Raw genomic sequence first — 22,213 nt, 5'->3', positions numbered from 1 at the left:
TAACAGTCGGAATCATCAGGACAATATTTAAAGCGATACAGATCAAACTGACCAAAAGGTGTATTGAGCGGCAGCTGTGCGGTCAGTTCCAATAACATCTCATGTTCTAACCGGTAGCGAATCAGATCCGCAATGGTGCCGAGTTTGATGTCATGCTGACTGGCAAAACGTTCTAAATCAGCACGGCGCGCCATCGAGCCATCCGGGTTCATGATTTCAATAATCGCACTTGAAGGTGCCAATCCAGCCAAACGGGCCAGATCGCAGCCCGCTTCGGTATGACCGGGGCGATGTAACACACCGCCAGGCTGAGCCACCACCGGGAAAATGTGACCTGGAGAAACAATATCCTGGGGCTGAGCTTTAACGGCGGCCGCCGTGGTAATGGTAGCAGCACGATCAAAAGCAGAAATACCGGTGGTCACACCCTGAGCCGCTTCAATCGAAACCGTGAAGTTAGTGGTAAACTTGTCACCATTCGTTTTAGTCATTAACGGCAGTTCAAGCCGCTCCGCTATCTCTGCCGTAATGGTCTGGCACAATAAACCCCGGGCTTCTTTAACCATAAAATTGACCATCTGAGGGGTTATTTTTTCGGCTGCGACAATCAGATCACCTTCGTTTTCACGGTTTTCATCATCCATCAGGATAACCATCTTACCTGAGCGGATATCGTTAATAATTGCTTCCGTTGTACTAAGCTGCATAATCATTCCCTTGTTACAATCATTGCAAACAGGGACCAGCTTCAGACTCTTCTGACGCCAGACCGTGTTCACGATAAATCAGTTTTCACGATGAATCGCAAATGGAGACCAGGCCTGATCGGTCGGCATCACTTCCATGCGATTAACGTTGATGTGTGGCGGTAAGGTCGCGAGATAGAACATGGTTTCCGCTATGTCCTCTGCTGCCAGCGCCCGGGTGCCTTCATACAACGCATCCGATGCAGCCTGATCGCCCTTGGTACGCACCAGGGTAAACTCAGTTTCCGCAATGCCCGGCGCCAGATCAGTGACACGCACGCCCGTGCCCTGCAAATCACAGCGCAGGTTGTAGCTGAACTGTTTCACAAACGCTTTGCTCGCGCCGTAAACATGGCTGCCCGGATACGGCCACTGGCCGGCAATCGAACCGACATTGATGATGGACGCGCCGCTCCCCGTTTCAATCAGTGTCGGCAGCAGAGCGTGCGTCACATTGACCAGACCGGTGATATTGGTGTCAATCATGGTGTGCCAGTCATTGATGTCCACGGTCTGCGACGGCTGCGGCGCCAGAGCCAGGCCGGCATTGTTGACCAGACAAGTGATGTTTTTAAAGGTCTCAGGCAGTGATTGCACCATCTGCACCACTTCTTCGTTGTTTCGTACATCCAGTACCTGATAATGCACCGGAGACAGTTCAGCTAACTCGTCACTCAATGCCTGCAGTCGCTCTTCTCGCCGCCCGGTAATCACGACCGACCATCCTTGTGAGGCAAACTTGCGCGCCGCAGCGCGGCCAAAACCTGATGTTGCGCCGGTAATAAATGCAACTTTCGACATTTCTCATTCCTTCTTTAAAACAGTAACAGTGCTGATTCAGAGTGACATAGCCTCGCGCTGCTTGTCTATGTCACTTCTGGTCATCTAGTTATATTGGTTATATTGGCCGTCTTAGGGTCAGGCTTTATTCAAACCCGCTGACATAAACGGTTTAGCCAATGGTGCGGTCAGATACTTGCTGGCAACAAAATAGAGCACAGCACCACAGATAGCCCCGGTAAACCAGCCGTAATCATAGAACCAGGTCATCACATCAAACGAAATCGCCAGCAAGGTGCATCCGACCGGGATCAAAAAGGCGATAAAACCAGCCCAATTGACCGCCGGATAAGCATTCTCCTGATACAGCGCCAGGATATTGAGCTGCTGCTTACGAATCATGAAGTAATCGACAATCATAATTCCGGCAATCGGCCCCAGCAGGCTGGAGTAACCCAACAACCAGTTGGAGATAAAAGCTTCTACGCTGACGTCTGACTCAATCCAGCCCATTTTTTTCAGCAGTTCCCAACTCATCAGCACAATACCCACCGCACCGGTCAGCAGGACACCTTTGGTGTGATTGATGTAGCGCGGGGCAATATTCTGAAAATCATTGGTCGGTGAAACCACATTGGCCGCGGTATTGGTCGACAAGGTTGCGATGATAATCAATACCATTGCGACCGTGACCCAGAACGGACTCTGAATTTGCGCGATCAAGTTGATCGGGTCTGAAATGGTTTCGCCAAACAGCGTCTGCGACGCAGCGGTTAATACCACACCCAACGCCGCGAACAGAAACATGGTCAGTGGCAAGCCAATTACCTGACCGACGATCTGATCTTTCTGTGACTTGGCATAACGGCTGAAATCAGGAATATTGAGCGACAAGGTGGCCCAGAAGCCGACCATAGCGGTTAACCCGGAAAAGAAGTATTTTGCCACGCCATCCTGCGGCGGGCGATTAGCCGGCGTTGACAGTAACTCAGCATAAGAGACCTTATCACTGGCCCAGAACAGCAGTCCAAGCGACACAATCAGCAGCAGCGGTGCCGACAAGGTTTCCAGCCACTTAATGGAATTGGCCCCTTTGAGTACGACTCCGATATTCAGCAGGCAGAAAATAAAGAAACCCAATACCTCACCCTGGCTGCCCAGACTAGCCCAGCTGGTTGAAATTTCCGCTAATAAAAGGTGAATCGCCAGCCCGCCAAACATGGTCTGGATACCAAACCATCCGCAGGCAACAAAGCCGCGGATAAGGCACGGCACGTTCGAGCCCACGATCCCGAACGATGAGCGCAGCAGCACTGGAAACGGTAATCCGTATTTAGTCCCGGCAAACGCGTTCAGCGTCAGCGGGATCAACACGATAATATTGGCGATAAAAATGGTCAGCAGCGCTTCTACCACCGACAGACCAAAATAAGCGGTTAGTATCCCGCCCAGCGTATAGGTCGGAACACAAATCGCAATCCCCACCCACAGAGCAGCAATATTCCACTGGCTCCAACTGCGCTCTTTGACCTTAGTTGGCGCTAAATCCTGATTAAAGTTTTTACTGTTTAATAAATCTTCCCCAACTTCTAATTCATAGAAGTCACCCACTTTCTTCATTTGCGTTTGCATAACAATGTCCTCATCCCGTTGAGATTCATTTGCTGTCCTTCACTTTTACAACGCTGAATTATTCAAACCACTTGGTAGTACAATTATTGCAATCGAATTATCGAATTATCGAATTATCGAATTATCGAATTAACTATCCATAAATAATTAAGCATGACCACTAAAACCGTCAGCACATTATCAAGATGATAATAGGTAAAATCAGTCAAAATTTTGTGTGGTAACAATCAAGCCGTCACTCAAAAAATGGTCCTGCGTGTACGGAATTAAATAAAACGCCTCCAAAGCAAATATCATGATTCAGCCTCCAGCGATTATCAGGTCAACTTGTGATAACGACGATCAAAATACACCAGGTTGGAAATCTGCTGCGCGGCACCAATACCGACAATTTCACAGAAAAACACTTCGTGCGTGCCGACCGTCGAGCGCGACGCTATCTTGCAGTCAAAGGCGGTCGAGCTGGCCGCTAACACCGGAGCGCCGGTGACAAATGACTGCCATGCCACACTGTCGAAACGCTCCTGCTGGCTCAGCTTACCGGCAAATAAGCCGGACACTTGCGCCTGCTCCGCCGCTAACGTATTGACGCACAAGGTTTGCGCTTTATCGAATGCGGCAAACACCGATGAAGAACGGTTTAAACACACCAACAGCGTTGGTGGCGTGTCCGTAACACTGGTCACCGCCGTTGCGGTAAACCCGGCTGCCTGCCCGTCAACCATAGTGGTCACTACATTGACCGCAGACCCCAGACTTGCCATGCCATCTTTAAAAGCCTGCACGCCGTTATCTGCCACCTGAGCAAACTCGGTAAAATTCATCTCATGACTAACCGGTTTGCTGGCGACTAAATCCAGACTCATTTCACTCATAACGACATGCCTCCTCGAAAGTTAAACGCGGTAAACGCCCATACAGTTTGCTGCGGTCACCATAGCCAATGTTGATCATCAGGTTGGTTTTCCAGCTGGTGCCGGCAAAAAAGGTATCATCCACCGCCTGCGGGTCGAAGCCTGACAGCGGACCGGTATCCAGCCCCATGGCACGCGCGGCCAGAATCATATATCCCGCCTGCATGGAACTGTTGCGCATTGCGGTTTGCTGAGCCAGCGCCTCACTGGATGTGAACCAGCTTTTCGCGTCGCCGTGCGGAAACAGTGTGGGCAGCGCATCGTAAAACTGGCTGTCATAAGCGACAATCACAGTCACAGGTGCCGATAGGGTTTTGTCCAGATTGCCTTTGGATAAGGTCGGTGCCAAACGGGCTTTCCCTTCTGCTGAGGTGACAAACACAAAACGCGCCGGTGAACAGTTGGCGGATGTCGGCCCCATACAGGTCAGTTGATAAAGCCGCTCAATTTGTTCCTGACTGACGGCTTTATCCAGCCAGCCATTATGAGTACGAGCCTCGGTGAATAACTGCTGCAGTACTGCTTCATCCATGATATGACCCATTTATTGTCTCCTGCGTATAAAATTTTTTGATTAGTGAGTATCTTTGATTCGTAACTATTTTTGGTTAGTCAGTTTTATTAATCAATTTAACTGTAAAAATGATCGAGTATCTGTCTGAATTCTTCCGGCTCTGTAATATTACAGGCATGCCCGCCATACGGCATAAAATATAAATATGAATCGGGAATAGCCTGATTTAATTGCTCCGAACAAGAATAAGGCACTAATAAATCATCACGACTGGCAATAATACCGGTCGGGCAGCGTATATTGTGCAACTGCCCGGAGAGATCAAATTGCTCAATAGCTGTTATTCGTCTGAGTAAATTGGAAGTATCCGCAAAGGCGGCGGCCATTTTTTGCGCCTCTTCACTCAGTAGTGCAGCATGCTGTTTGATCCATTGCGCCGGGTATAAAAACAGCGGCTGGGCTTTAACAAACATCTCAACTCCGGACTCATGCAATAAACGCTTTCTTATCTCAAAACAGAGCCGGGTATGGTCATCGGTTTTCTCCCAACTGTTGATCAACAGCAGACTGGCCACTTTGTGCGGGGCATCGAGCGCCAGTTGCAAGCCGATCAAACCGCCCAATGCATGGCCAATGAAATGGACTTGCTGCGTTTTAGTGGTGCTCAGCAACGCATTCACTTCCTGCGCCATATCTGTGACACTGTATCCTTCACCAATTGCACCATCGCTGTTGCCGGTTCCGTACTGGTCGTACACCACCACTCTGAAGCGCGTTGCCAGCTCAGGGATCAGACTGTCCCAGTAGTGGTGTGATCCGCCCAGCCCCGATGACAGCAAAACAGTGTCAGGGTGATTATCGCCATGGATCTCAAAATACATGCTGCCCTACCTCACTCTGTGCGTTTACGCCTGGCCAACATGGGCAATCGAAGCTATCTCGATCAAGGCTTCTTCTTTCACCAGGCCACACTGAATGCAATAACGCGCCGGTTTATCGCCCGGGAAGAAATCCGCGTACACCGCATTAATCATCGCGTAGTCCTTCCAGTCTCGGATCATAATCATGTTGAACGTCACATCAGCCATGGTGCCGCCTGCTTCTTCCACTACGTCTTTAATGGTGTTGAGAACATGACGGGTCTGCGCCGCCGCATCGCCGGGAAACACCACATTGTTGTCGTGGTCAAACGGTAGTGTGCCGGATACATACACCACTCCATCGGCTTGAGTACCCGGGGAATACGGGGCAAGAGGGGTACCGGTTCCTTCAGGGACAACGATTTGTTTAGGCATAATAATCTCCTTTATTTATTTGCCAGAGCCTGGGCGTAATCTTCCAGATTGGAAACCCAGCCAAAAAAAGTACGGATATTGAACAGCGCGGCCTCATGCGCCGCCAGCGGGCCTGCCGGATGGGTCGCATCCGATAAAACCAGGCCGAAATATTCGAGATGAAAGCCGTCGCGCAGGGTCGATTCAACACACACGTTGGTGGCGATACCAGTAAACACTAAGTTACGGATCCCACGTGCGCGCAGCATGGTGTCGAGGTTCGTATTGAAGAAACCGCTGTAACGGGTTTTAGGGATTATCCAGTCTCCTTCTTGCGGAACAATCTCATCCACCAGGGCATAATCCCAGCCACCTTTGGCCAGAAACCGACCGGATAACTCCGGCTTACTGCGCATGGTTTTCAGCGCATTGGATTTATGCCAGTTCGGTGAACCTGCGCCACCCGCCTCGACATAATCGGCATCCCAGCCATTTTGCAGAAACACGATCTGCATGCCTGCCTGACGGGACAACACAATCGCACGGTTAATGTTTTCAATCACCGGGCCGGTGGCGGACACATCAAATCCGGCCAGATCGAGATAGCCTTGCTGACTGGCATAGGCGTTTTGCATATCCACCACAATCAGCGCAGTTTCACTCGGTTTAATCGCTAAGGCTTCAGGCTCGGCTTTGACCACCAAGGGAGAATCGGTGTGATTGAGTGTGTAGCCGGAAATCGCGTCATGACTCATGCTGCGTACTCTCCCTGGTAACCAATGTGTTGACGGGTTTTCATCAGCGGCTGAATACGCTCACCGAATGCCGTCACACCGGAGATAAAGTCATCGAATGTCAGCAGCACACCGCCAGTGCCTTCAACTTCGGCCACTTCATCCAGCATCCTGGCCACCTTTTCGTAAGAGCCCACCAGCGTGCCCATATTGATGTTGACCGCTGATGTCGGATCCGACATTTGGCGCACGTTGGTATCCGAGCCCGACGTTTTGTCTTTAGCCGCCTGGTCACCCAGCCATTTGAGCGCTTCGACGTCTTTGCCCTCTTTATAGCTTTCCCATTTCGCCCGGGCCGCTTCATCGCTTTCGTCGGCGATGACCATAAACAGCACAAACGAGCTCACATCACGCTGCGTTTTTTGTGTCGCTTCAAGCAGGCGATCAGCGGCTGGTGCAAAGGCTTTCGGCGTATTCACGCCTTTGCCAAATACGAAGTTGTGATCGGCATATTGGGCCGAAAATGCCATCCCGGCATCACTGGAACCGGCACAGATAATTTTCATCGTATCTTGCGGACGCGGACTCAAACGACAATCTTGCATGGTGAAGTAATCACCTTTCAGATCAGAAACCCCCTCGTCCCACAAATCACGTAATACCTGAGCGTATTCCGACAGATAGTCATAGCGTGACGCGAAAAACTCATCGCCCGGCCACAGCCCCATCTGGGTGTACTCCGGCTTTTGCCAGCCTGTCACCAGGTTAACGCCAAAACGGCCGTTGGAAATGGAATCAATCGTCGATGCCATACGCGCGGTAATGGCAGGTGGCAGGGTTAAAGTTGCTGCGGTGGCGAACAGCTTAATTTTTGAGGTCACTGCCGCCAGACCTGCCATCAGGGTGAAGGATTCCAGGTTGTGTTCCCAGAATTCAGTTTTACCGCCAAAACCGCGCAACTTAATCATGGATAGCGCGAAATCTAATCCGTAATGTTCTGCGCGCAGCACAATCTCTTTGTTTAACTCGAAGGTTGGCATGTATTGCGGGGCATTTTCTGAAATCAGCCAGCCGTTATTGCCAATGGGAATGAATACTCCAATCTGCATATAAACTCCTTTTTTCGACATGCATTTAACGATTCTTCGCATTGATCCTAATCAAACTTTATGCCAAAAGTTAATTTAACCTATATAACAATGAGTTAAATCAAACCATTCACTCTAAAACAGACCACTTGGTCTGTTTTATTGCGATAAAAATGGTGCAATAGCACTAATTGAGTGCGCATTTTTTGTTCAAAGCGATGCTAAAACGGACAAATAGAGAACAGGTAAGGATGCAGGCAGAAACGAGACAAAGAGGCTGAAGCGGTACAACAAACAGCTATGCAGGAAAGAAAAAGGCGCGTCAGATGACGCGCCAAATCACAATTTAGGATGGTTAAGAGATTCAGAATGGATAAAAGTCAGAAAAGACCGCCCAATACCACTCCCTGAATGGTCTGGCAGGTCTCTTCAAAAAATTCTTTGTTATTAAGATCTTTACCGGTAATCGCTTTCACCTGAACGCTGAAATCAGCGTAGTGCTGGGTCGTAGACCAGATGATAAAGATCAGTTGGGCAGGCTCGATAGGCTTTAGTTTGCCTTGGCTGATCCACTGCTCAATCACTTTCGACTTTTCGCTCATTATCTGTTTAAGCGGACCGGAGAGGTAATTTTTCAGGATCGGCGCGCCCTGGATAATTTCCAGGCAGAACAGACGTGAAGCCTGCGGCTGATCACGCGATAACTCCAGCTTAAGACGGATGTACTTTTCCAGCGCCGCTTTAGGATCATCCGGTTCTTCAAAACTACCAATTGGCGCTAGCCAGTCATTGAGAATATTCTCCAGAATGGTCAGATAAAGTGCCTCTTTACTTTTGAAATAGTAAAACAGATTGGTTTTGGAGATATCTGCCGCCGTGGCAATTTGCTCCATGGTGGTACCATGAAAACCAAATTTTGAGAATACTGACAATGCGGTTTCAAGAATAAATTGTCTTTTGTCTTCAAATTTTTTACGCCGCCGGGTACCAGGCTCGACATTAGTGCGTGTTTTCTTCAGGCCCTCGACCTTAGCTCCCTTTAACGAAATATTTTCTCTCACCATGAGTACGACTCTAACTGTATGATTGTCGTGAAACTAAGCAGCAAGTTTATCACTTTAAACGCTGTCTGTGGGGGGCAGCCAATTCCAAGCGCTGACCATCTGGTTTTTATACTATATTGCACTAGATATCACGAATAAATTCAATCGTTTGTAGAACTCTGCTACCGACTCTGTTGGCATGCCAAATTATCGATCATCCTGACCAACCACTGCTGCATCTGCGCTTGCTGCTCATCATCCAGCCCCTCGGTCATACGTGCCGATACCACGCGGCGCACCTCTTTTATCTGCAGCGCTAACGTCTGGCCAGACTCCGTCAATGAAAGTATCAACTCACGTTTATCGTGCGGATTTTGTTCCCTGTCAACTAACTCCAGCTTGATCAGTTCATTAATCAGTCGGGTTACCTGCGCTTTATCCTTTTTGATCGCCATCGCAACATCATGAGCAGTGCAAGGAAGATGGGTGGCAATATAGTGCAGTGCCAGACTTTGAAAAAACGGTAGCAAAACGCCTTGTCGCTCAAGTTCATGAGTAATGTTTTCACGCATACACTGAGTTAAATAGGCAATGTGGTGTTCTATAGGACTACTATTCATATGGTTGATATTGTCAACTAATGGCTTTAATATGGTTGACTATATCAACTAACCAACACGTCGACCATATGAATCTTAAAAAACTGGCTATTACCTTGCCTGCTCCTGTCTGTATTGTGGCAAGCATCTCTGCTTTCATTACTTACATTAACCACGGCCTGAATGCTGAATTCGCAACTCAATGGCTGAAGTCGTTCTTATTCTCTCTGGTCGTGATCCTGCCGATTGCCGGTCTGCTGATCATGAAACTGGCTCAGTTAGTTGAACGCCGCTTGCCGCATATTCAACCTCTTGGCCGTAAGCTCATTCTGTGTGGTCTGATTGCGCTGAGCCTGGAATCCATTATCAGCCTGATGTCCGTACTTTCAACGTCACAGGCAGAAAGTGCCAGCCAGTTCATTGCTTTCTGGGCGCTGACTCTGCTCAAAGCGCTGCCACTGGGTTACCTGATTGCCATGATCATGGTCTTTATCGTACGCCCGAGAATTCAACGCGCTCTGGCTGCCGCCTGATGGTAAAAACCGTGAACGGTACGAGGTGGGCGCAGTAAGGACACACGCTTGTTCAGAGAACACTCACGCACAGGCGATTTGGGCGGCAGTAAGGACACACGCTTGTTCAGAGAGCGCTCACGCACAGGCGATTTGGGTGTGTGTCCTGCCAAGATTTGCGGGCACAAAAAAGTCGGGCTGGGCACAGGTGGCTGAATTTTATTCAGTTCCTGTGACCAGCCCGACCGCTGTCATTTCTGCCCTACCCAACTTTCCGTCCCCTACAGACGAAGTGAAATGACAGCGCTAAACTCAGGGGTCATCCCCCTTTGGGTTTAGTCGAAAATATAGTGGTTAATCGAAAATATAGTGATTAGTCGAAAATATAATGGTTAACCACGTTTTCCAGATACTCTTGTTTACCGGACTCGCGCTGTGGCTGCAGGTCATTATCGACCGCGTATTTCGCCAGAGTTTCCAGATTGTGATCGCCAGACAGAATCGCTTTACCCAGCGGTTCATTCCAGCCAGCGTAACGTTGCGCGATGTTTTTGCCCAGCTTGTCATCTTCCAGCATACGTGCCGCTTTTTTCAGAGCCAGCGCCATGGTATCCATACCACCGATATGACCGTAGAACAGATCTTCAGGGTCGATAGACGGACGGCGCAGACGCGCATCAAAGTTCAGGCCACCGGTAGTAAAACCGCCTGATTTGAGAATTTCGTACATTACCAGAGTATTTTCTTCCACACTGTTCGGGAACTGGTCAGTATCCCAGCCCAGTTGCGGGTCACCGCGGTTAGCATCAACTGAACCGAAGATACCTAGCGATGTTGCGGTGGCGATTTCATGCTGGAAGCTGTGACCTGCCAGCGTCGCGTGGTTGGCTTCGATATTGACCTTCACTTCATTTTCCAGGCCAAACTGTTTCAGGAAGCCATACACGGTTGCCGTATCGTAATCGTACTGGTGTTTGGTCGGCTCCTGCGGTTTAGGCTCAATCAGAATGGTGCCTTTGAAACCAATTTTATGTTTATGCTCAACCACCATTTGCATCAGGCGACCCAGTTGTTCACGTTCCTGACGTAAATCGGTATTAAGCAGGGTTTCGTAACCTTCACGGCCGCCCCACAATACGTAGTTTTCACCGCCCAGACGCTGGGTAGCATTCATCGCGTTAAAGATCTGAGTTGCCGCATAAGCAAATACTTTCGGGTCCGGGTTGGTGCCTGCACCCGCCATATAGCGAGGGTTAGAGAAAGCATTCGCCGTACCCCATAGTAATTTGACGCCACTTTCCTGCTGTTTGGCTTCCAGCTTATCGACCATGCGAGCAAAGTTATTGACATACTCTTTGATGCTGTTGCCTTCCGGCGCCACATCCACATCGTGGAAGCAGTAAAACGGTACGTTAAGTTTTTGGTAGAATTCAAACGCTACGTCGGCTTTCATCATTGCCAGTTCCATCTCACTGCCCGCTTTTTGCCAAGGGCGGTCAAAGGTACCGTTGCCAAATACATCAGAGCCCGGCCAGACAAAGTTGTGCCAGTAACAAGCGGCAAAACGCAGATGGTCTTTCATCGATTTACCCATCACCATCTGATCAGGATTGTAATGACGGAAAGCCAGCGGGTTATTGGATTCAGGGCCTTCAAACTTGATTGAATCTACATTAGGAAAAAAATCATTCATAATCTTGCTCTCGTTATTTTAGTGAGTATGTCAATCCGTTGCATTTGAATAACTTTCTAGCTATCAAATGTCAGGAATAAGGTTATTTTCATTGATAACAGAGAATCTTCAATTACGAATTTTCACAACCTAATTCAGATATCTTTCAACTGTGAGACTCGACACACTTCCAATCAATTCAATAAAAACAATAAGTTATTTTAAAAGTAACTTTAAGATCACAATTACAAAATATCATAACGATGATGATTTATTCCGTAATTTATTTATCAGGATTTACTGACAAGAATATTAGCGCCCTACAAAAAATATAACGAGGAATAAACATGAATAATAAAGTCAACGTGCTGCGCCTGACGCTGGTGGTAGCACTCGGCGGGCTGTTATTTGGTTATGACACTGCCGTCATATCCGGAGCAACCGAAGCGCTGCAATCCTATTTTCAACTCACCCCCGCTGAACTTGGCTTTGCCGCCTCTTCAGCTCTGATCGGCTGTGTGCTTGGTGCGATTGTCGCCGGTGATTTCAGTAGCCGTTACGGCCGGCGTGGCGCATTGAAAATCGCCGCCTTGCTGTTTCTGATCTCAGCCGTCGGTTCGGCGATTCCGGAAAGCTACTGGACCTTCGTCGTCTACCGTATTATCGGCGGGATCGGTGTCGGTATCGCGTCCATGGTTTCGCCAATGTACATTGCTGAAGTCGCCCCACCGAAAAAGCGTGGCGGCCTCGTCGCCTGCAATCAGTTCGCGATCATTTTTGGTATGCTGGTGGTCTATTTCGTTAACTACGGTATCGCTCTGATTGGCACGGAAACCTGGCTGAATACCACCGGCTGGCGTTATATGTTTGCTTCTGAGGTCATTCCGGCGGGTCTGTTCCTGCTACTGCTGTTTACTGTACCGGAAACGCCGCGCTGGCTGGCGATGCGAGGCAGAAACGATGAGGCTTACTCACTGCTCAAAGCTCTTAATAACGGTAATGGTGCGGATGTTGATCACCAATGGCGGGACATCCAGTCTTCATTCAAACAACACAACAGCACATCAATCGTCGCCAGCGGATTCTTTGGTGTTCTGGTGATCGGCATTATGCTCAGTGTGCTGCAGCAAGTCACCGGCATCAACGTATTCCTGTATTACGCACCGACCATTCTGAAAGGCTTTAGTAACTCCAGTATCGATATTGCATTACTGCAAACCATTCTGGTGGGTGCGGTCAACCTCGGCTTTACCGTGGTTGCGATTCTGACCGTGGATAAATTCGGCCGCCGCCCGCTGATGATGCTGGGGGCAGCCTTAATGGCGGTCAGTATGATTGCAATTGGTACCGCGGCTTATCTCAACGCCATCGGCGGATACCTGCTGATCTTCGTGCTGCTCTACATCGGCGCGTTTGCGCTGTCACTTGGTCCTGTGGTCTGGGTGTTGCTGTCAGAAATTTTCCCTAACAGCATTCGTTCTAAAGCGTTATCCATCGCCGTGTTTGCTCAGTGGGCCGCGAACTTTGTGGTCTCGCAGACTTTCCCTATGATGAACGATCCACAAAGCAGCGTGTACCAAACCTTTAACGGTGGCTTCCCGTTCTGGTTATACGGCGTGATGGGGATCTTTACCATTTACTTTATCTACAAGTGGGTACCTGAAACCAAAGGTAAATCGCTTGAAGAACTGGAAGAGTTATGGGAGAAATCTGCCAAATCCGCTGAAGAGAAAATGATTACTAATCATTAAACCTGAACCAATTACTAAACCCAAAACAATTACTAAATCTAAAACAATAATAAATAAGCCTGCAATCTGCAGGCTTATTTATTGGCAGCGTTCGTGATCGGAATTAATTATTTTCTTCACTTCCGCTCAAGCGATATTCTTTGGGCGTTTTACCAAACGCTTTCTTGAATACAGAATACATATATTGCAATGATGGATAACCACATGCCTGAGCGATTTCTGCAATCGGCAATTCGGTGGAAATCAATAAACTTTTTGCTCGTTCTAATTTTGCTTCATGAATTTCATTATGAATCGAGTAACCGCGCTCCTGGCGAAAACGCGCTTCCAGGTTGGAACGGGAGATACCGACATGATGCAGTACCTGCTCGACTTTGATGCCTCTACAGGCGTTATGACGGATAAAGTGCAGAGCCTGAATCACGTAGGGGTCGTTCAGAGCCTGAAAGTCCGAACTTTCCCGTTCAAACACCTTAGTTGGCGGGATTAACACCCGCGCAGGGTTGATAGTGAGCGGCTCGCCCTGCTCCTTCTTATTCAGCAAACGGTGCAACATCTTGGCCGCAGTGTAGCCCATCGATTTACAACCCTGCCCAACCGAGCTCAGTGACACCCGGGTCAGATAGCGCGTCATCTCTTCGTTGTCGATACCGACAACAGCAATGCGGTCCGGCACCATTAACCCCAAAGAATCACACGCTTGCAAAATATGTCTCGCTCTTGCGTCTGTCACCGCAATGATCCCAATCGGATTAGGCAACCGTTGCAGCCAATCCGCCAGACGGTTCATGTCATATTGCCAGCTGAGCGGGTTGGTCTTATTGCCACGATAGACTGAATGAAAATAATCATTTTGTGTCGCCAGATTAACAAACGCACTTTCCCGCTCTGAAGCCCAGCGCTCCCAGGATTCATGGGGAATACCGTAAAAGGCAAACTTCTCAATTCCCTTATCCCTGAGATGATTAAACGCCATCTCCACCAGCGCGTAGTTGTCCGTCGCCACATAAGGCACATCCGGGTATTGCTGTTCATCTTTGTAAGAGCCACCAATACCGACCACCGGGATCCCTGAGTCCTTGAGCAGTGACTCGATCGCCGGATTATCAAAATCGGCAATCACACCGTCACCGCGCCAGGCACGGAAATGATCAATATTGGTGGTGAAATCTTCTTCAACAAAAATGTCCCAATGGGTTTGCGATGCGTGTAAATATTCGCCGATACCCTCCATAATTTGCCGGTCATAAACTTTATTGGCATTAAATAGTAAAGAGATTCGATAATTTTTATCCATAGGCAGTAACCAATTGGTCAAAGAATTTGCCGGAGTCTATCAAAATGACAGAAAAAATAATGTGATCATTAAGGGAGTCGCTAAATATCTAAACTCAATTAATAAAAATCATAATTGAGACCGCACAGCAAATGAATAGACTGGTTACAGTACCCTAAAAATAACAAACTGGCCTACGCCAAAGAGGACATAAATTATGTATATCGGGATTGATCTGGGCACGTCAGGTGTCAAAGCCATTCTGCTCTCTGCCAACGGCGAGATACTCGCCTCAGCAACCACAGCGATGACGGTCTCTCGCCCTAAGCCTTTATGGTCTGAACAAGACCCAAAACAGTGGTGGGATGCCACGCTCAATTCACTGTCCGAGCTGGGAAAACAACACAGCCTGCAGCAGGTCCAGGCCATTGGTCTGTCCGGACAGATGCACGGCGTGACTCTGCTCGACGGCGCAAACCAGGTGTTACGTCCGGCCATATTATGGAACGACGGACGCTGCGAGCAGGAGTGCCTTGAACTAGAACAACTCGTACCGGAGAGTCGCGATATTACCGGCAACCTGATGATGCCAGGATTTAGCGCACCCAAGCTGAAATGGCTCGCCAAACATGAGCCGGAGTGTTTTACACGCGTCGCTAAAGTGTTGCTGCCAAAAGATTATCTGCGCTTTCTGCTCAGTGGAGATTTCGCCACCGATATGTCTGACGCCGCCGGCACAATGTGGCTCGATGTCGGCATGCGCGACTGGAGCGACGAAATGCTCAGCGCTTGCGGCCTCAACCGCTCGCAAATGCCGGCACTGTTTGAAGGCAACCAAATAACAGGCACGCTCAATCAGGAACTGGCTCAGCAGCTTGGTATGGCGTGTGTCCCTGTTGTTGCGGGCGGCGGTGACAATGCCGCTGGCGCCGTCGGGGTCGGTATTGTCAAACCGGGCCAGGCGATGATTTCACTCGGCACATCCGGGGTTTACTTCGCGGTCAGCCAAGGTTTCACCACCAACCCGGCCGCTGCGTTGCATTCATTTTGTCACGCTTTACCGGGCACCTGGCATACCATGTCGGTGATCCTCAGTGCAGCTTCCTGTCTGGATTGGGTAGCCCGGATAACCGGTTTCAGCGCTGTCCCGGCGATGATGCAAGCGCTTGAAGCACAACAACCGCAAACCGATGTTATCTTTTTGCCTTATTTGTCTGGTGAACGGACACCACACAATAATCCGAATGCCAAAGGAGTATTTTTTGGCCTGACTCATAATACGACACCGCTGCATATGGCACAGGCGGTATTAGAGGGTGTGGGATTTGCTTTGCAGGATGGTCTGGATGCGCTGCACATGACCGGTGATGTGCCGGATAACATTACGCTAATTGGTGGCGGGGCGCGCAGCGCATACTGGCGCCAGTTACTGACAGACATTTTCAATACCGAGTTGGTGTATCGCGAAGGGGGCGATGTCGGTCCGGCCCTGGGTGCTGCCCGTCTTGCGCAGCTGGCGATTGAAGGCAAGCAGGCTGCAGTAGAGCAAATCTGCGCCCAACCGCGGGTTTTGCAGACCCACACGCCAAATCCTGAGATACATCAGCAACTGGCGGTAAAACGTCAGACTTACATCAGCCTCTATCGACAATTAAAGCCGCTGTTCAAAGCCTGATCCATCCGGTCTGTCCTCTGCCTGGGCAGACCATCCCCTTCTTGCTCATATCGGTCTGTCCGCTTATGTGGTAACTCATCTCCACCTTGTTTTTTGCCACCCCGCAACGCAATAATCACGTTTCACAAGAATAAAATAGTGTCTATCGGATAAAAATTACGCTAATTTGTAGGTACCACGTCGCTTGGAGTAGAGTTATGGCTGATATCATCGATCATTCGCTTAGTGAAATTCGTCGTGACCTAAAAGAACGCTTAATCACTGCACTATCCACCTGTCCTATCGCTCGTGAAGCGTGCTACCCGCGCTTGTTAACCATGCTGACTTATTACCTGGTCTATGAAGAGGGTGAAATCAGTTACCCGCACTTTCTCTCCCAGCTCAGTCTGGCAGAGAATCAATGGCGCTGCTTTATTATCTTTGGATCGTCCCTCAGTCCGCAGGAACTGAGTGCAATTATCGACACTTCCCACCGTCACCAGCAAGAGTTAGACCCGATTTTAAACACTTTGGGGATGTATTTACCTTAGCTCACTGGTTTGTCATTTTAGATAAATACGGGGCGCAGCGCTGATGTTGCGCCTTATAAAACCGACACTTATCCACAGCAAACGCGACAAGTTGCCAACAGCTACGCACAACGTTATTTTAATGCTTGCATTCACTATAGATTTGGGTGTATGAATATGAACATTCGATGACATGTCAGACAAAGATAAGTTTGACATTTTTCTGTCACACAGGCCGGTTAAGGTGATTCCAGGCTGTTGAGAGAAACATCGTAACTTGTAAGATAAGCGCTGCGAAAAAGCAGGCATCTTCTGTTATGTTGCTTCAGTCGTATTAGCTAAGCCATAACGTCTTATGTGCTTCTGTTGAAGCAGAAGCGTCACAAAGTAAACCTGAAAAATAAGCCCACCAAGGGCGCTACTTATAAAGGAGATTACTATGAAAAAAATGAGAAAAGCTCAGCTGCATCGTGTTCGTATTCAATATTGGAAAGATACGAAACAAGCAGAGAAAAAATCATAGTGACCAAGTGATTAGCCGCAAGCTAATCCGCAAAACCAGCTATTGACACGCAATAGCGAGTAACAAGTCAAATCGTGACAAATCAAACAGCCTCAACGCAATAGTCAGAGGCTAACCCAACAGAACTGGCAATGCCGGGAGGTAACTATCCCTCCACTTCCCTAATATTGCCAGTTCAAAAATAGCCTGCTGTGATCCAGCCTCCGTCTCATCCCCCGCACAGACGCTCGTTTTTCAGAACCGATGGACCATGCCCCAACGTCAAATTGGCTAAGCAAAGTTCACACCGTATCGAGCGATATTTTCACTCAATCAACATGAATTTGATTCGGATCAAAACCAGTTCAGGCGTCATTCCGTTTAGTTAATAATCTGCGCCGTGTTACAAAGATTCGGTCTAAAAAAATCCTGCCCGCGACAAGAGCTCTGTGCCTGCTTCGCTATACTTACAATGTAGTTGGGGCATCCTTGCTGTATACGGCTGCGTAAATTCATACGTTTCAATTGAGCTTACTATGTACACTAAACATCGTTCTTACACTTTGGCTGGAAAGGAACACTACCATGCACGGGTCATGGTCGATCCGACAGGTTATTTACACATCGACATCATGGAGGAAAGCGACGAACTTGACGGTGAGTTTGAAAGCCTGAGTTTCAAAACTCAGGACAGGAAAACTGAGCTGACTTGTCAAGACGCCGAGCACGACTGGCGTATTGCTCTGCAGGGTCAGGATGCAAGAGAACTCGTGACTCTGATTGAAGAAGCGAAAGAAGAGTATGAAACACTAATGCGTGATCTGTGTTAATTGTGGCAATGACCACCAAGCCGACAGTTATTTTTAATCACCCCTCTAACCTCAGAACCGGAAAACCTTTAGCGTTTTCCGGTTCTTTTATTATGTCTTCTGTTACTTGCGTGTAATTAAATAGCAACATGAATTTTCTTCATGTTATGTATGAAAAAATACGGATTAACAGGACGTCTAGCCATCCATTACTCTAGCCTTAACAACGCAGAATAAATAACAAGAGGTATCTGTCATGGCTAATCGCCCTCCTTTCCGCACTGACTCCGTCGGCAGCTTTCTTCGTCCAGCTTATCTTCATCAGGCTCGCCGCGAATTTGCAGAGGGAACCATCAATCGTGCTCAGCTGACCGAAGTTGAAGATAAAGCAATTCTTGAATTGATCGACCAACAAAAAGCAGTTGGTATCAAGGCCATTACCGATGGTGAATTCCGCCGCGGCTTCTGGCATATCGACTTTCTCGAAAATCTGACCGGTATCGAAGGTTACACCGCTGACAGTTACAACCAGAAATTCCACGGCAAAGCAGCGCCGGCATATAACATCCGTGCAACCGGAAAAATTGCATTCAATCCGGAACACCCATTCCTGGACCACTTTGAATTTCTGCTTAACGCTGTAGGCACAGACAGTGAATTCGTGGCGAAAGCGACGATTCCTAGCCCGACCATGATTCTGCGTCAGGAAATTCTGGCTAACGATGGTTCGTCAAAAATCCACCAGCTTTACCCGCAAATTGAAGAGTTCTACCAAGATCTGGCGCAGACTTACCGTGATGCCATTGCGGCCTTCTACGCACGTGGCTGTCGCTACCTGCAATTTGATGATACCAACTGGGCGTTCCTAATCGATTCAAGCAAGCGCGAAAGCCTGATCGAAAAAGGCATCAACCCGGATGAGATTGCCGACGTCTGTACGCAAATCATTAACGAGTCACTGCGTGACAAGCCGGAAGACCTGATTGTGACGACTCACATCTGTCGCGGAAACCACGCTTCTTCATGGCTGTTTTCGGGCGGCTACGAGCCGGTGGCAGAAGCTCTGTTTGCGACCAAGTACGATGGTTTCTTCCTGGAGTATGATTCCGAGCGTTCTGGCGATTTCGCGCCGCTGCGTCACTGGTCAAACAACGGTAGCCAAATTGTACTGGGTCTGATCACCTCTAAGTTCCCGGAACTGGAAGATGCAGAGCAAGTGAAAGCGCGCATCCGGGAAGCCACTCAGTACGTACCGTTAGAAAACCTGTGCATCAGCCCGCAATGTGGCTTTGCTTCGACCGAAGAAGGCAACAAACTGACTGTCGAACAGCAGTGGGATAAGATCCGCTTCCTGACTGAAATCGAGAAACAGATCTGGTCTTAATGGTGCAGTGCCGATGGTAACCGCATCATCGTAACGGAAAAGACAAAGGGCGCCGCGGCGCCCTTTGTCTTTGATGAGCCAGCACTCTGAATCAGTGGGTGCTGCCTAAGCTCTCATGCTAGTGAGGCGATAAAGCACTAAAGAGCCAAGCAACAAAGCGCAGCCGATTATTTTATTCAGCGGCATCGACTCATCGTAGATCCAGACACTCAATATCATGGTCCAGACCGGTTCAAGCAGCATCAGCAGTGCCGCATTGGTCGGATTGGCGTGTTTTTGCCCCAGCGTCTGCATCAGATAACGCAAACTCGTTGCCAGCAATACGCTGAGCGCGAACCACTGCCAGGTGATGATGCTGACATTGTCCGGCCAGGTTTCAATACTGTAAGAGAGTACCAACCCCAGACAGCCAGTGGCGAACAGCTGCAGCGTGGTGAGCAACATCGGTGAAAAACGTGCCGAATACTGGCTGTTAAAGTTGAAATGTACCGCCAGCCCCACCGCCGCGACCAAGAACCACATCTGATTGGCGGCAATATTCCATTCACCACTCCAGGCCAGTAAAAACAGTCCGATCACGGCTATTGGCAGTGACAGCCAGAACGGGCGACTGGGCCGGCGTTTAAACAGAACCCAGGCGACCAAGGGCACAAACAGCATCGACAAACTCATAATAAACGCCCCCTCGCCCAGTGTTTCACTGATCGAAATGGCATAAATCCAACAGAAAATAGAGCCGCCCAGAAAGACGCCAACGCCCATCGAACGCAAAATTTCGTCACGCGGCGCTTTGCGCAGCGCCGGCAGACAAAACGGCAGTAACAGTAAGGACGCCGTAACAAAACGTAAGCCGATAAACCCTATCGGCGGAAGTCCTTCAATGGCTTGTTTAGAAAACACCCAACCGGCCGCGGCCAGTAAAGTTGTGATAATCAGAATGAATTCAGCACGCAGGTTAGCAAACATGAGCAGTTGTTATTATTGTTAAACAGGCAGATGTTAATTGTGAGGCATATCCAAACACAACTCCACTATAAAACGCTTCTATTTCTGTAGCTTAGCCAAAGCTTCCCACACCAGTTTTCTAAAGGCCAACAACCGTTTGTTAACACATACCAACACTAAAAAATAGATATTTTTTAGTGTTTAATTCCGTTATATTACCATAAAAGTAGAATAATATTCGGTTATATTGCGAAAAACCTAGTTTCATTCATCAGAGAGTTATAAATCTGTCAGTCAATTTGACCAGTATCACAATGTGATCATATCTACCAATGGTAGTAGGATTTGCAATATTATAATTCACACCATGGCAATATTTCAGTGAAAGAAACTCAAGAAACCGTCGATTTTGGAGTATCCACTACTCAAACCGGCTGGAACAAACACGACACACATTGGTTACTCAGTTTATTTGGCACTGCCGTTGGTGCCGGGATTTTATTCCTGCCAATCAACATTGGCCTGGGCGGTTTTTGGCCACTGGTACTGATGGCACTGCTCGCTTTTCCGATGACTTACCTTGCCCACCGTGGCCTGGCCCGCTTTGTCCTCTCTTCCAAACGGTCTGATGCAGACTTTACCGATGTGGTAGAAGAGCATTTCGGCACGCGCGGCGGCCGTCTGATCTCGCTGCTATACTTCCTGTCGATTTTTCCGATCCTGCTGATTTACGGCGTAGGCATCACCAACACGGTGGACAGTTTTCTGGTCAACCAGGCGCAAATGGTTTCCCCGCCACGGACACTGCTGTCCGGCGTTCTGGTCTTTAGCCTGATTGCCATCATGCTGGGCGGTGAAAAAATCATGCTGCGCGCCTTTGCCGTGATGGTCTACCCGCTGGCGGCGATTCTGGCGGCACTGTCGCTGTATCTGATCCCTTACTGGAGCATGCCATCACTGGCCATCCCAGCCGCTGGCGATTTCCTGCAAACCGTATGGCTGGCTGTTCCTGTCGTGGTGTTTTCATTCAGTCACGCCGCGGCGATTTCCAGCTTTGCCAATATTCAGCGCCGTCACTACCGCAAGCAAGCGGTGGTGAAATCCGAGCAAATCCTCAAGCGTACCAGCGTGATGCTGATTGCGTTTGTGCTGATGTTCGTGTTCTCCTGCATACTCGCACTGTCGCCACAGCAACTGCTGGAGGCCAAAGCGCAAAATGTATCCGTGCTGTCGTACCTCGCCAACGCCACCAATAACCCGTTTATCGCGACCCTGGGACCTTTGGTTGCGTTTGTTGCTATCACTTCATCATTCCTGGGCCATTTCCTCGGTGCGCGTGAGAGCCTGAATGGCTTGCTGACCAAGTACACTAAACTACCGCTTGCCGTGGCAGATAAGCTGGGCATCGCACTGATGTTTATCGCTATCTGGTTTGCTGCAGTGATGAACCCAAGCATTCTCGGCATGATGGAAGCCCTGTCCGGGCCGGTCATCGCCATGATCCTGTTTATTATGCCAATGCTGGCGGTGTTTAAAGTGGATGCCCTACGGAACTATCGTAAACATCTCGGTACTTACTTCGTGCTCCTGGTCGGAATGCTGGCGGTCTCGGCACTGTTGTTCAGCCTGCTGGGCTGATTCAGCGCGATAACGACCAACGGTCCGCGGATGCGGGCCGTTTTACCAGGTACGCCCCATCCTGCGCCACACCTTGTGCTCGGCATCCGTTGCGAATAACTTCAATTATGCGGGCTGTCCGGCGGATAGCAGGCCTTCTCTGTCATACACTGATGATAATCATACGATTGTTGCCGCTCTGGCCACGATTATTGGATGGTGTTGATTCGGTCGGAA

At 49.0% G+C, this 22,213-nt stretch carries 20 protein-coding genes and 1 pseudogene; 7 read left to right on the top strand and 14 right to left on the bottom strand.

Annotated elements, in window-relative coordinates; genetic code table 11:
- Window positions 1–26: 26 nt before the first annotated feature.
- The 11 genes and pseudogenes from ribB to E6C74_RS09905 form a co-directional block, all read right to left on the bottom strand.
- Window positions 27–707, bottom strand: a pseudogene (gene ribB, locus E6C74_RS09955) (3,4-dihydroxy-2-butanone-4-phosphate synthase); the annotation flags it as partial.
- 78 nt (window positions 708–785) lie between these two features.
- Window positions 786–1,547, bottom strand: a complete 762-nt coding sequence (locus E6C74_RS09950; RefSeq protein WP_136484620.1) for an SDR family NAD(P)-dependent oxidoreductase — start codon at window positions 1,545–1,547, stop codon at window positions 786–788.
- A 117-nt stretch (window positions 1,548–1,664) separates the two neighbouring features.
- Complete coding sequence (locus E6C74_RS09945; RefSeq protein WP_136484618.1) at window positions 1,665–3,158, bottom strand: NCS1 family nucleobase:cation symporter-1; 1,494 nt, start codon at window positions 3,156–3,158, stop codon at window positions 1,665–1,667.
- A 317-nt stretch (window positions 3,159–3,475) separates the two neighbouring features.
- Complete coding sequence (locus tag E6C74_RS09940; RefSeq protein ID WP_206208402.1) at window positions 3,476–4,033, bottom strand: flavin reductase; 558 nt, start codon at window positions 4,031–4,033, stop codon at window positions 3,476–3,478.
- A complete protein-coding gene (locus tag E6C74_RS09935; RefSeq protein ID WP_136484616.1) occupies window positions 4,026–4,616 on the bottom strand; it encodes a malonic semialdehyde reductase in 591 nt (196 codons plus the stop codon). Before E6C74_RS09935 ends, E6C74_RS09940 begins: the two co-directional genes overlap by 8 nt.
- 86 nt (window positions 4,617–4,702) lie before the next feature.
- The gene (rutD, locus tag E6C74_RS09930; protein WP_136484614.1) at window positions 4,703–5,467 is read right to left on the bottom strand and encodes a pyrimidine utilization protein D; all 765 of its coding nucleotides are present in this window, start codon (window positions 5,465–5,467) and stop codon (window positions 4,703–4,705) included.
- 24 nt (window positions 5,468–5,491) lie between these two features.
- Window positions 5,492–5,881 carry a pyrimidine utilization protein C gene (gene rutC, locus E6C74_RS09925; protein WP_136484612.1) on the bottom strand — a complete coding sequence of 130 codons (390 nt, stop codon included), beginning with the start codon at window positions 5,879–5,881 and terminating at the stop codon, window positions 5,492–5,494.
- An 11-nt stretch (window positions 5,882–5,892) separates the two neighbouring features.
- The gene (gene rutB, locus E6C74_RS09920; protein WP_136484610.1) at window positions 5,893–6,615 is read right to left on the bottom strand and encodes a pyrimidine utilization protein B; all 723 of its coding nucleotides are present in this window, start codon (window positions 6,613–6,615) and stop codon (window positions 5,893–5,895) included.
- A complete protein-coding gene (rutA, locus tag E6C74_RS09915; protein ID WP_136484608.1) occupies window positions 6,612–7,703 on the bottom strand; it encodes a pyrimidine utilization protein A in 1,092 nt (363 codons plus the stop codon). Before rutA ends, rutB begins: the two co-directional genes overlap by 4 nt.
- A 359-nt stretch (window positions 7,704–8,062) precedes the next feature.
- Window positions 8,063–8,746, bottom strand: a complete 684-nt coding sequence (gene rutR / locus E6C74_RS09910) for an HTH-type transcriptional regulator RutR (RefSeq protein ID WP_136484605.1) — start codon at window positions 8,744–8,746, stop codon at window positions 8,063–8,065.
- A 161-nt stretch (window positions 8,747–8,907) separates the two neighbouring features.
- The gene (locus E6C74_RS09905; RefSeq protein ID WP_136484602.1) at window positions 8,908–9,345 is read right to left on the bottom strand and encodes a MarR family transcriptional regulator; all 438 of its coding nucleotides are present in this window, start codon (window positions 9,343–9,345) and stop codon (window positions 8,908–8,910) included.
- A 68-nt stretch (window positions 9,346–9,413) separates the two neighbouring features.
- On the opposite strand from E6C74_RS09905, the gene E6C74_RS09900 reads away from it, so the two are divergent.
- Window positions 9,414–9,857: a DUF2798 domain-containing protein gene (locus E6C74_RS09900; protein ID WP_168797005.1), complete on the top strand. Its 444-nt coding sequence runs from the start codon at window positions 9,414–9,416 to the stop codon at window positions 9,855–9,857.
- A gap of 352 nt (window positions 9,858–10,209) precedes the next feature.
- On the opposite strand, the gene xylA is transcribed toward E6C74_RS09900, so the two are convergent.
- The gene (xylA, locus tag E6C74_RS09895; protein WP_136484598.1) at window positions 10,210–11,529 is read right to left on the bottom strand and encodes a xylose isomerase; all 1,320 of its coding nucleotides are present in this window, start codon (window positions 11,527–11,529) and stop codon (window positions 10,210–10,212) included.
- Between the two features lie 326 nt (window positions 11,530–11,855).
- Between xylA and E6C74_RS09890 the strand changes: the two genes are divergently transcribed.
- On the top strand, window positions 11,856–13,259 hold the full coding sequence (locus E6C74_RS09890; RefSeq protein WP_136484595.1) for a sugar porter family MFS transporter: 1,404 nt from the start codon (window positions 11,856–11,858) through the stop codon (window positions 13,257–13,259).
- Between the two features lie 103 nt (window positions 13,260–13,362).
- Here the strand turns inward: E6C74_RS09890 and E6C74_RS09885 are convergent, their stop codons facing one another.
- On the bottom strand, window positions 13,363–14,556 hold the full coding sequence (locus tag E6C74_RS09885) for a DNA-binding transcriptional regulator (RefSeq protein WP_136484593.1): 1,194 nt from the start codon (window positions 14,554–14,556) through the stop codon (window positions 13,363–13,365).
- Window positions 14,557–14,752: 196 nt separating this feature from the next.
- On the opposite strand from E6C74_RS09885, the gene xylB reads away from it, so the two are divergent.
- From xylB to E6C74_RS09865, 4 genes are all read left to right on the top strand, one after another.
- Window positions 14,753–16,210 carry a xylulokinase gene (gene xylB / locus E6C74_RS09880; protein ID WP_136484590.1) on the top strand — a complete coding sequence of 486 codons (1,458 nt, stop codon included), beginning with the start codon at window positions 14,753–14,755 and terminating at the stop codon, window positions 16,208–16,210.
- Window positions 16,211–16,407: 197 nt separating this feature from the next.
- A complete protein-coding gene (locus E6C74_RS09875; RefSeq protein WP_136484588.1) occupies window positions 16,408–16,740 on the top strand; it encodes a hypothetical protein in 333 nt (110 codons plus the stop codon).
- Between the two features lie 1,017 nt (window positions 16,741–17,757).
- The gene (locus E6C74_RS09870; protein ID WP_136484586.1) at window positions 17,758–18,051 is read left to right on the top strand and encodes a hypothetical protein; all 294 of its coding nucleotides are present in this window, start codon (window positions 17,758–17,760) and stop codon (window positions 18,049–18,051) included.
- Window positions 18,052–18,286: 235 nt separating this feature from the next.
- Entirely contained in the window at window positions 18,287–19,414 is a 1,128-nt protein-coding gene (locus E6C74_RS09865) for a 5-methyltetrahydropteroyltriglutamate--homocysteine S-methyltransferase (protein WP_136484584.1), read from the top strand.
- A gap of 105 nt (window positions 19,415–19,519) precedes the next feature.
- Here E6C74_RS09865 and E6C74_RS09860 read toward each other — a convergent pair whose 3' ends face one another.
- Window positions 19,520–20,380 (bottom strand): DMT family transporter, encoded by an 861-nt coding sequence (locus tag E6C74_RS09860; protein ID WP_136484581.1) that lies wholly within the window; start codon window positions 20,378–20,380, stop codon window positions 19,520–19,522.
- 360 nt (window positions 20,381–20,740) lie between these two features.
- Between E6C74_RS09860 and E6C74_RS09855 the strand changes: the two genes are divergently transcribed.
- Window positions 20,741–21,997 carry an aromatic amino acid transport family protein gene (locus tag E6C74_RS09855; RefSeq protein WP_136484579.1) on the top strand — a complete coding sequence of 419 codons (1,257 nt, stop codon included), beginning with the start codon at window positions 20,741–20,743 and terminating at the stop codon, window positions 21,995–21,997.
- The last annotated feature ends 216 nt before the right edge of the window (window positions 21,998–22,213 follow it).

Origin of the sequence: Vibrio sp. H11, assembly GCF_004804295.1 — a bacterium.
Taxonomy (GTDB): domain Bacteria; phylum Pseudomonadota; class Gammaproteobacteria; order Enterobacterales; family Vibrionaceae; genus Vibrio; species Vibrio ostreae.
The sequence above is the reverse complement of the archived record's forward strand: the minus strand, read 5'-3'. Positions and strand labels throughout refer to the sequence as shown.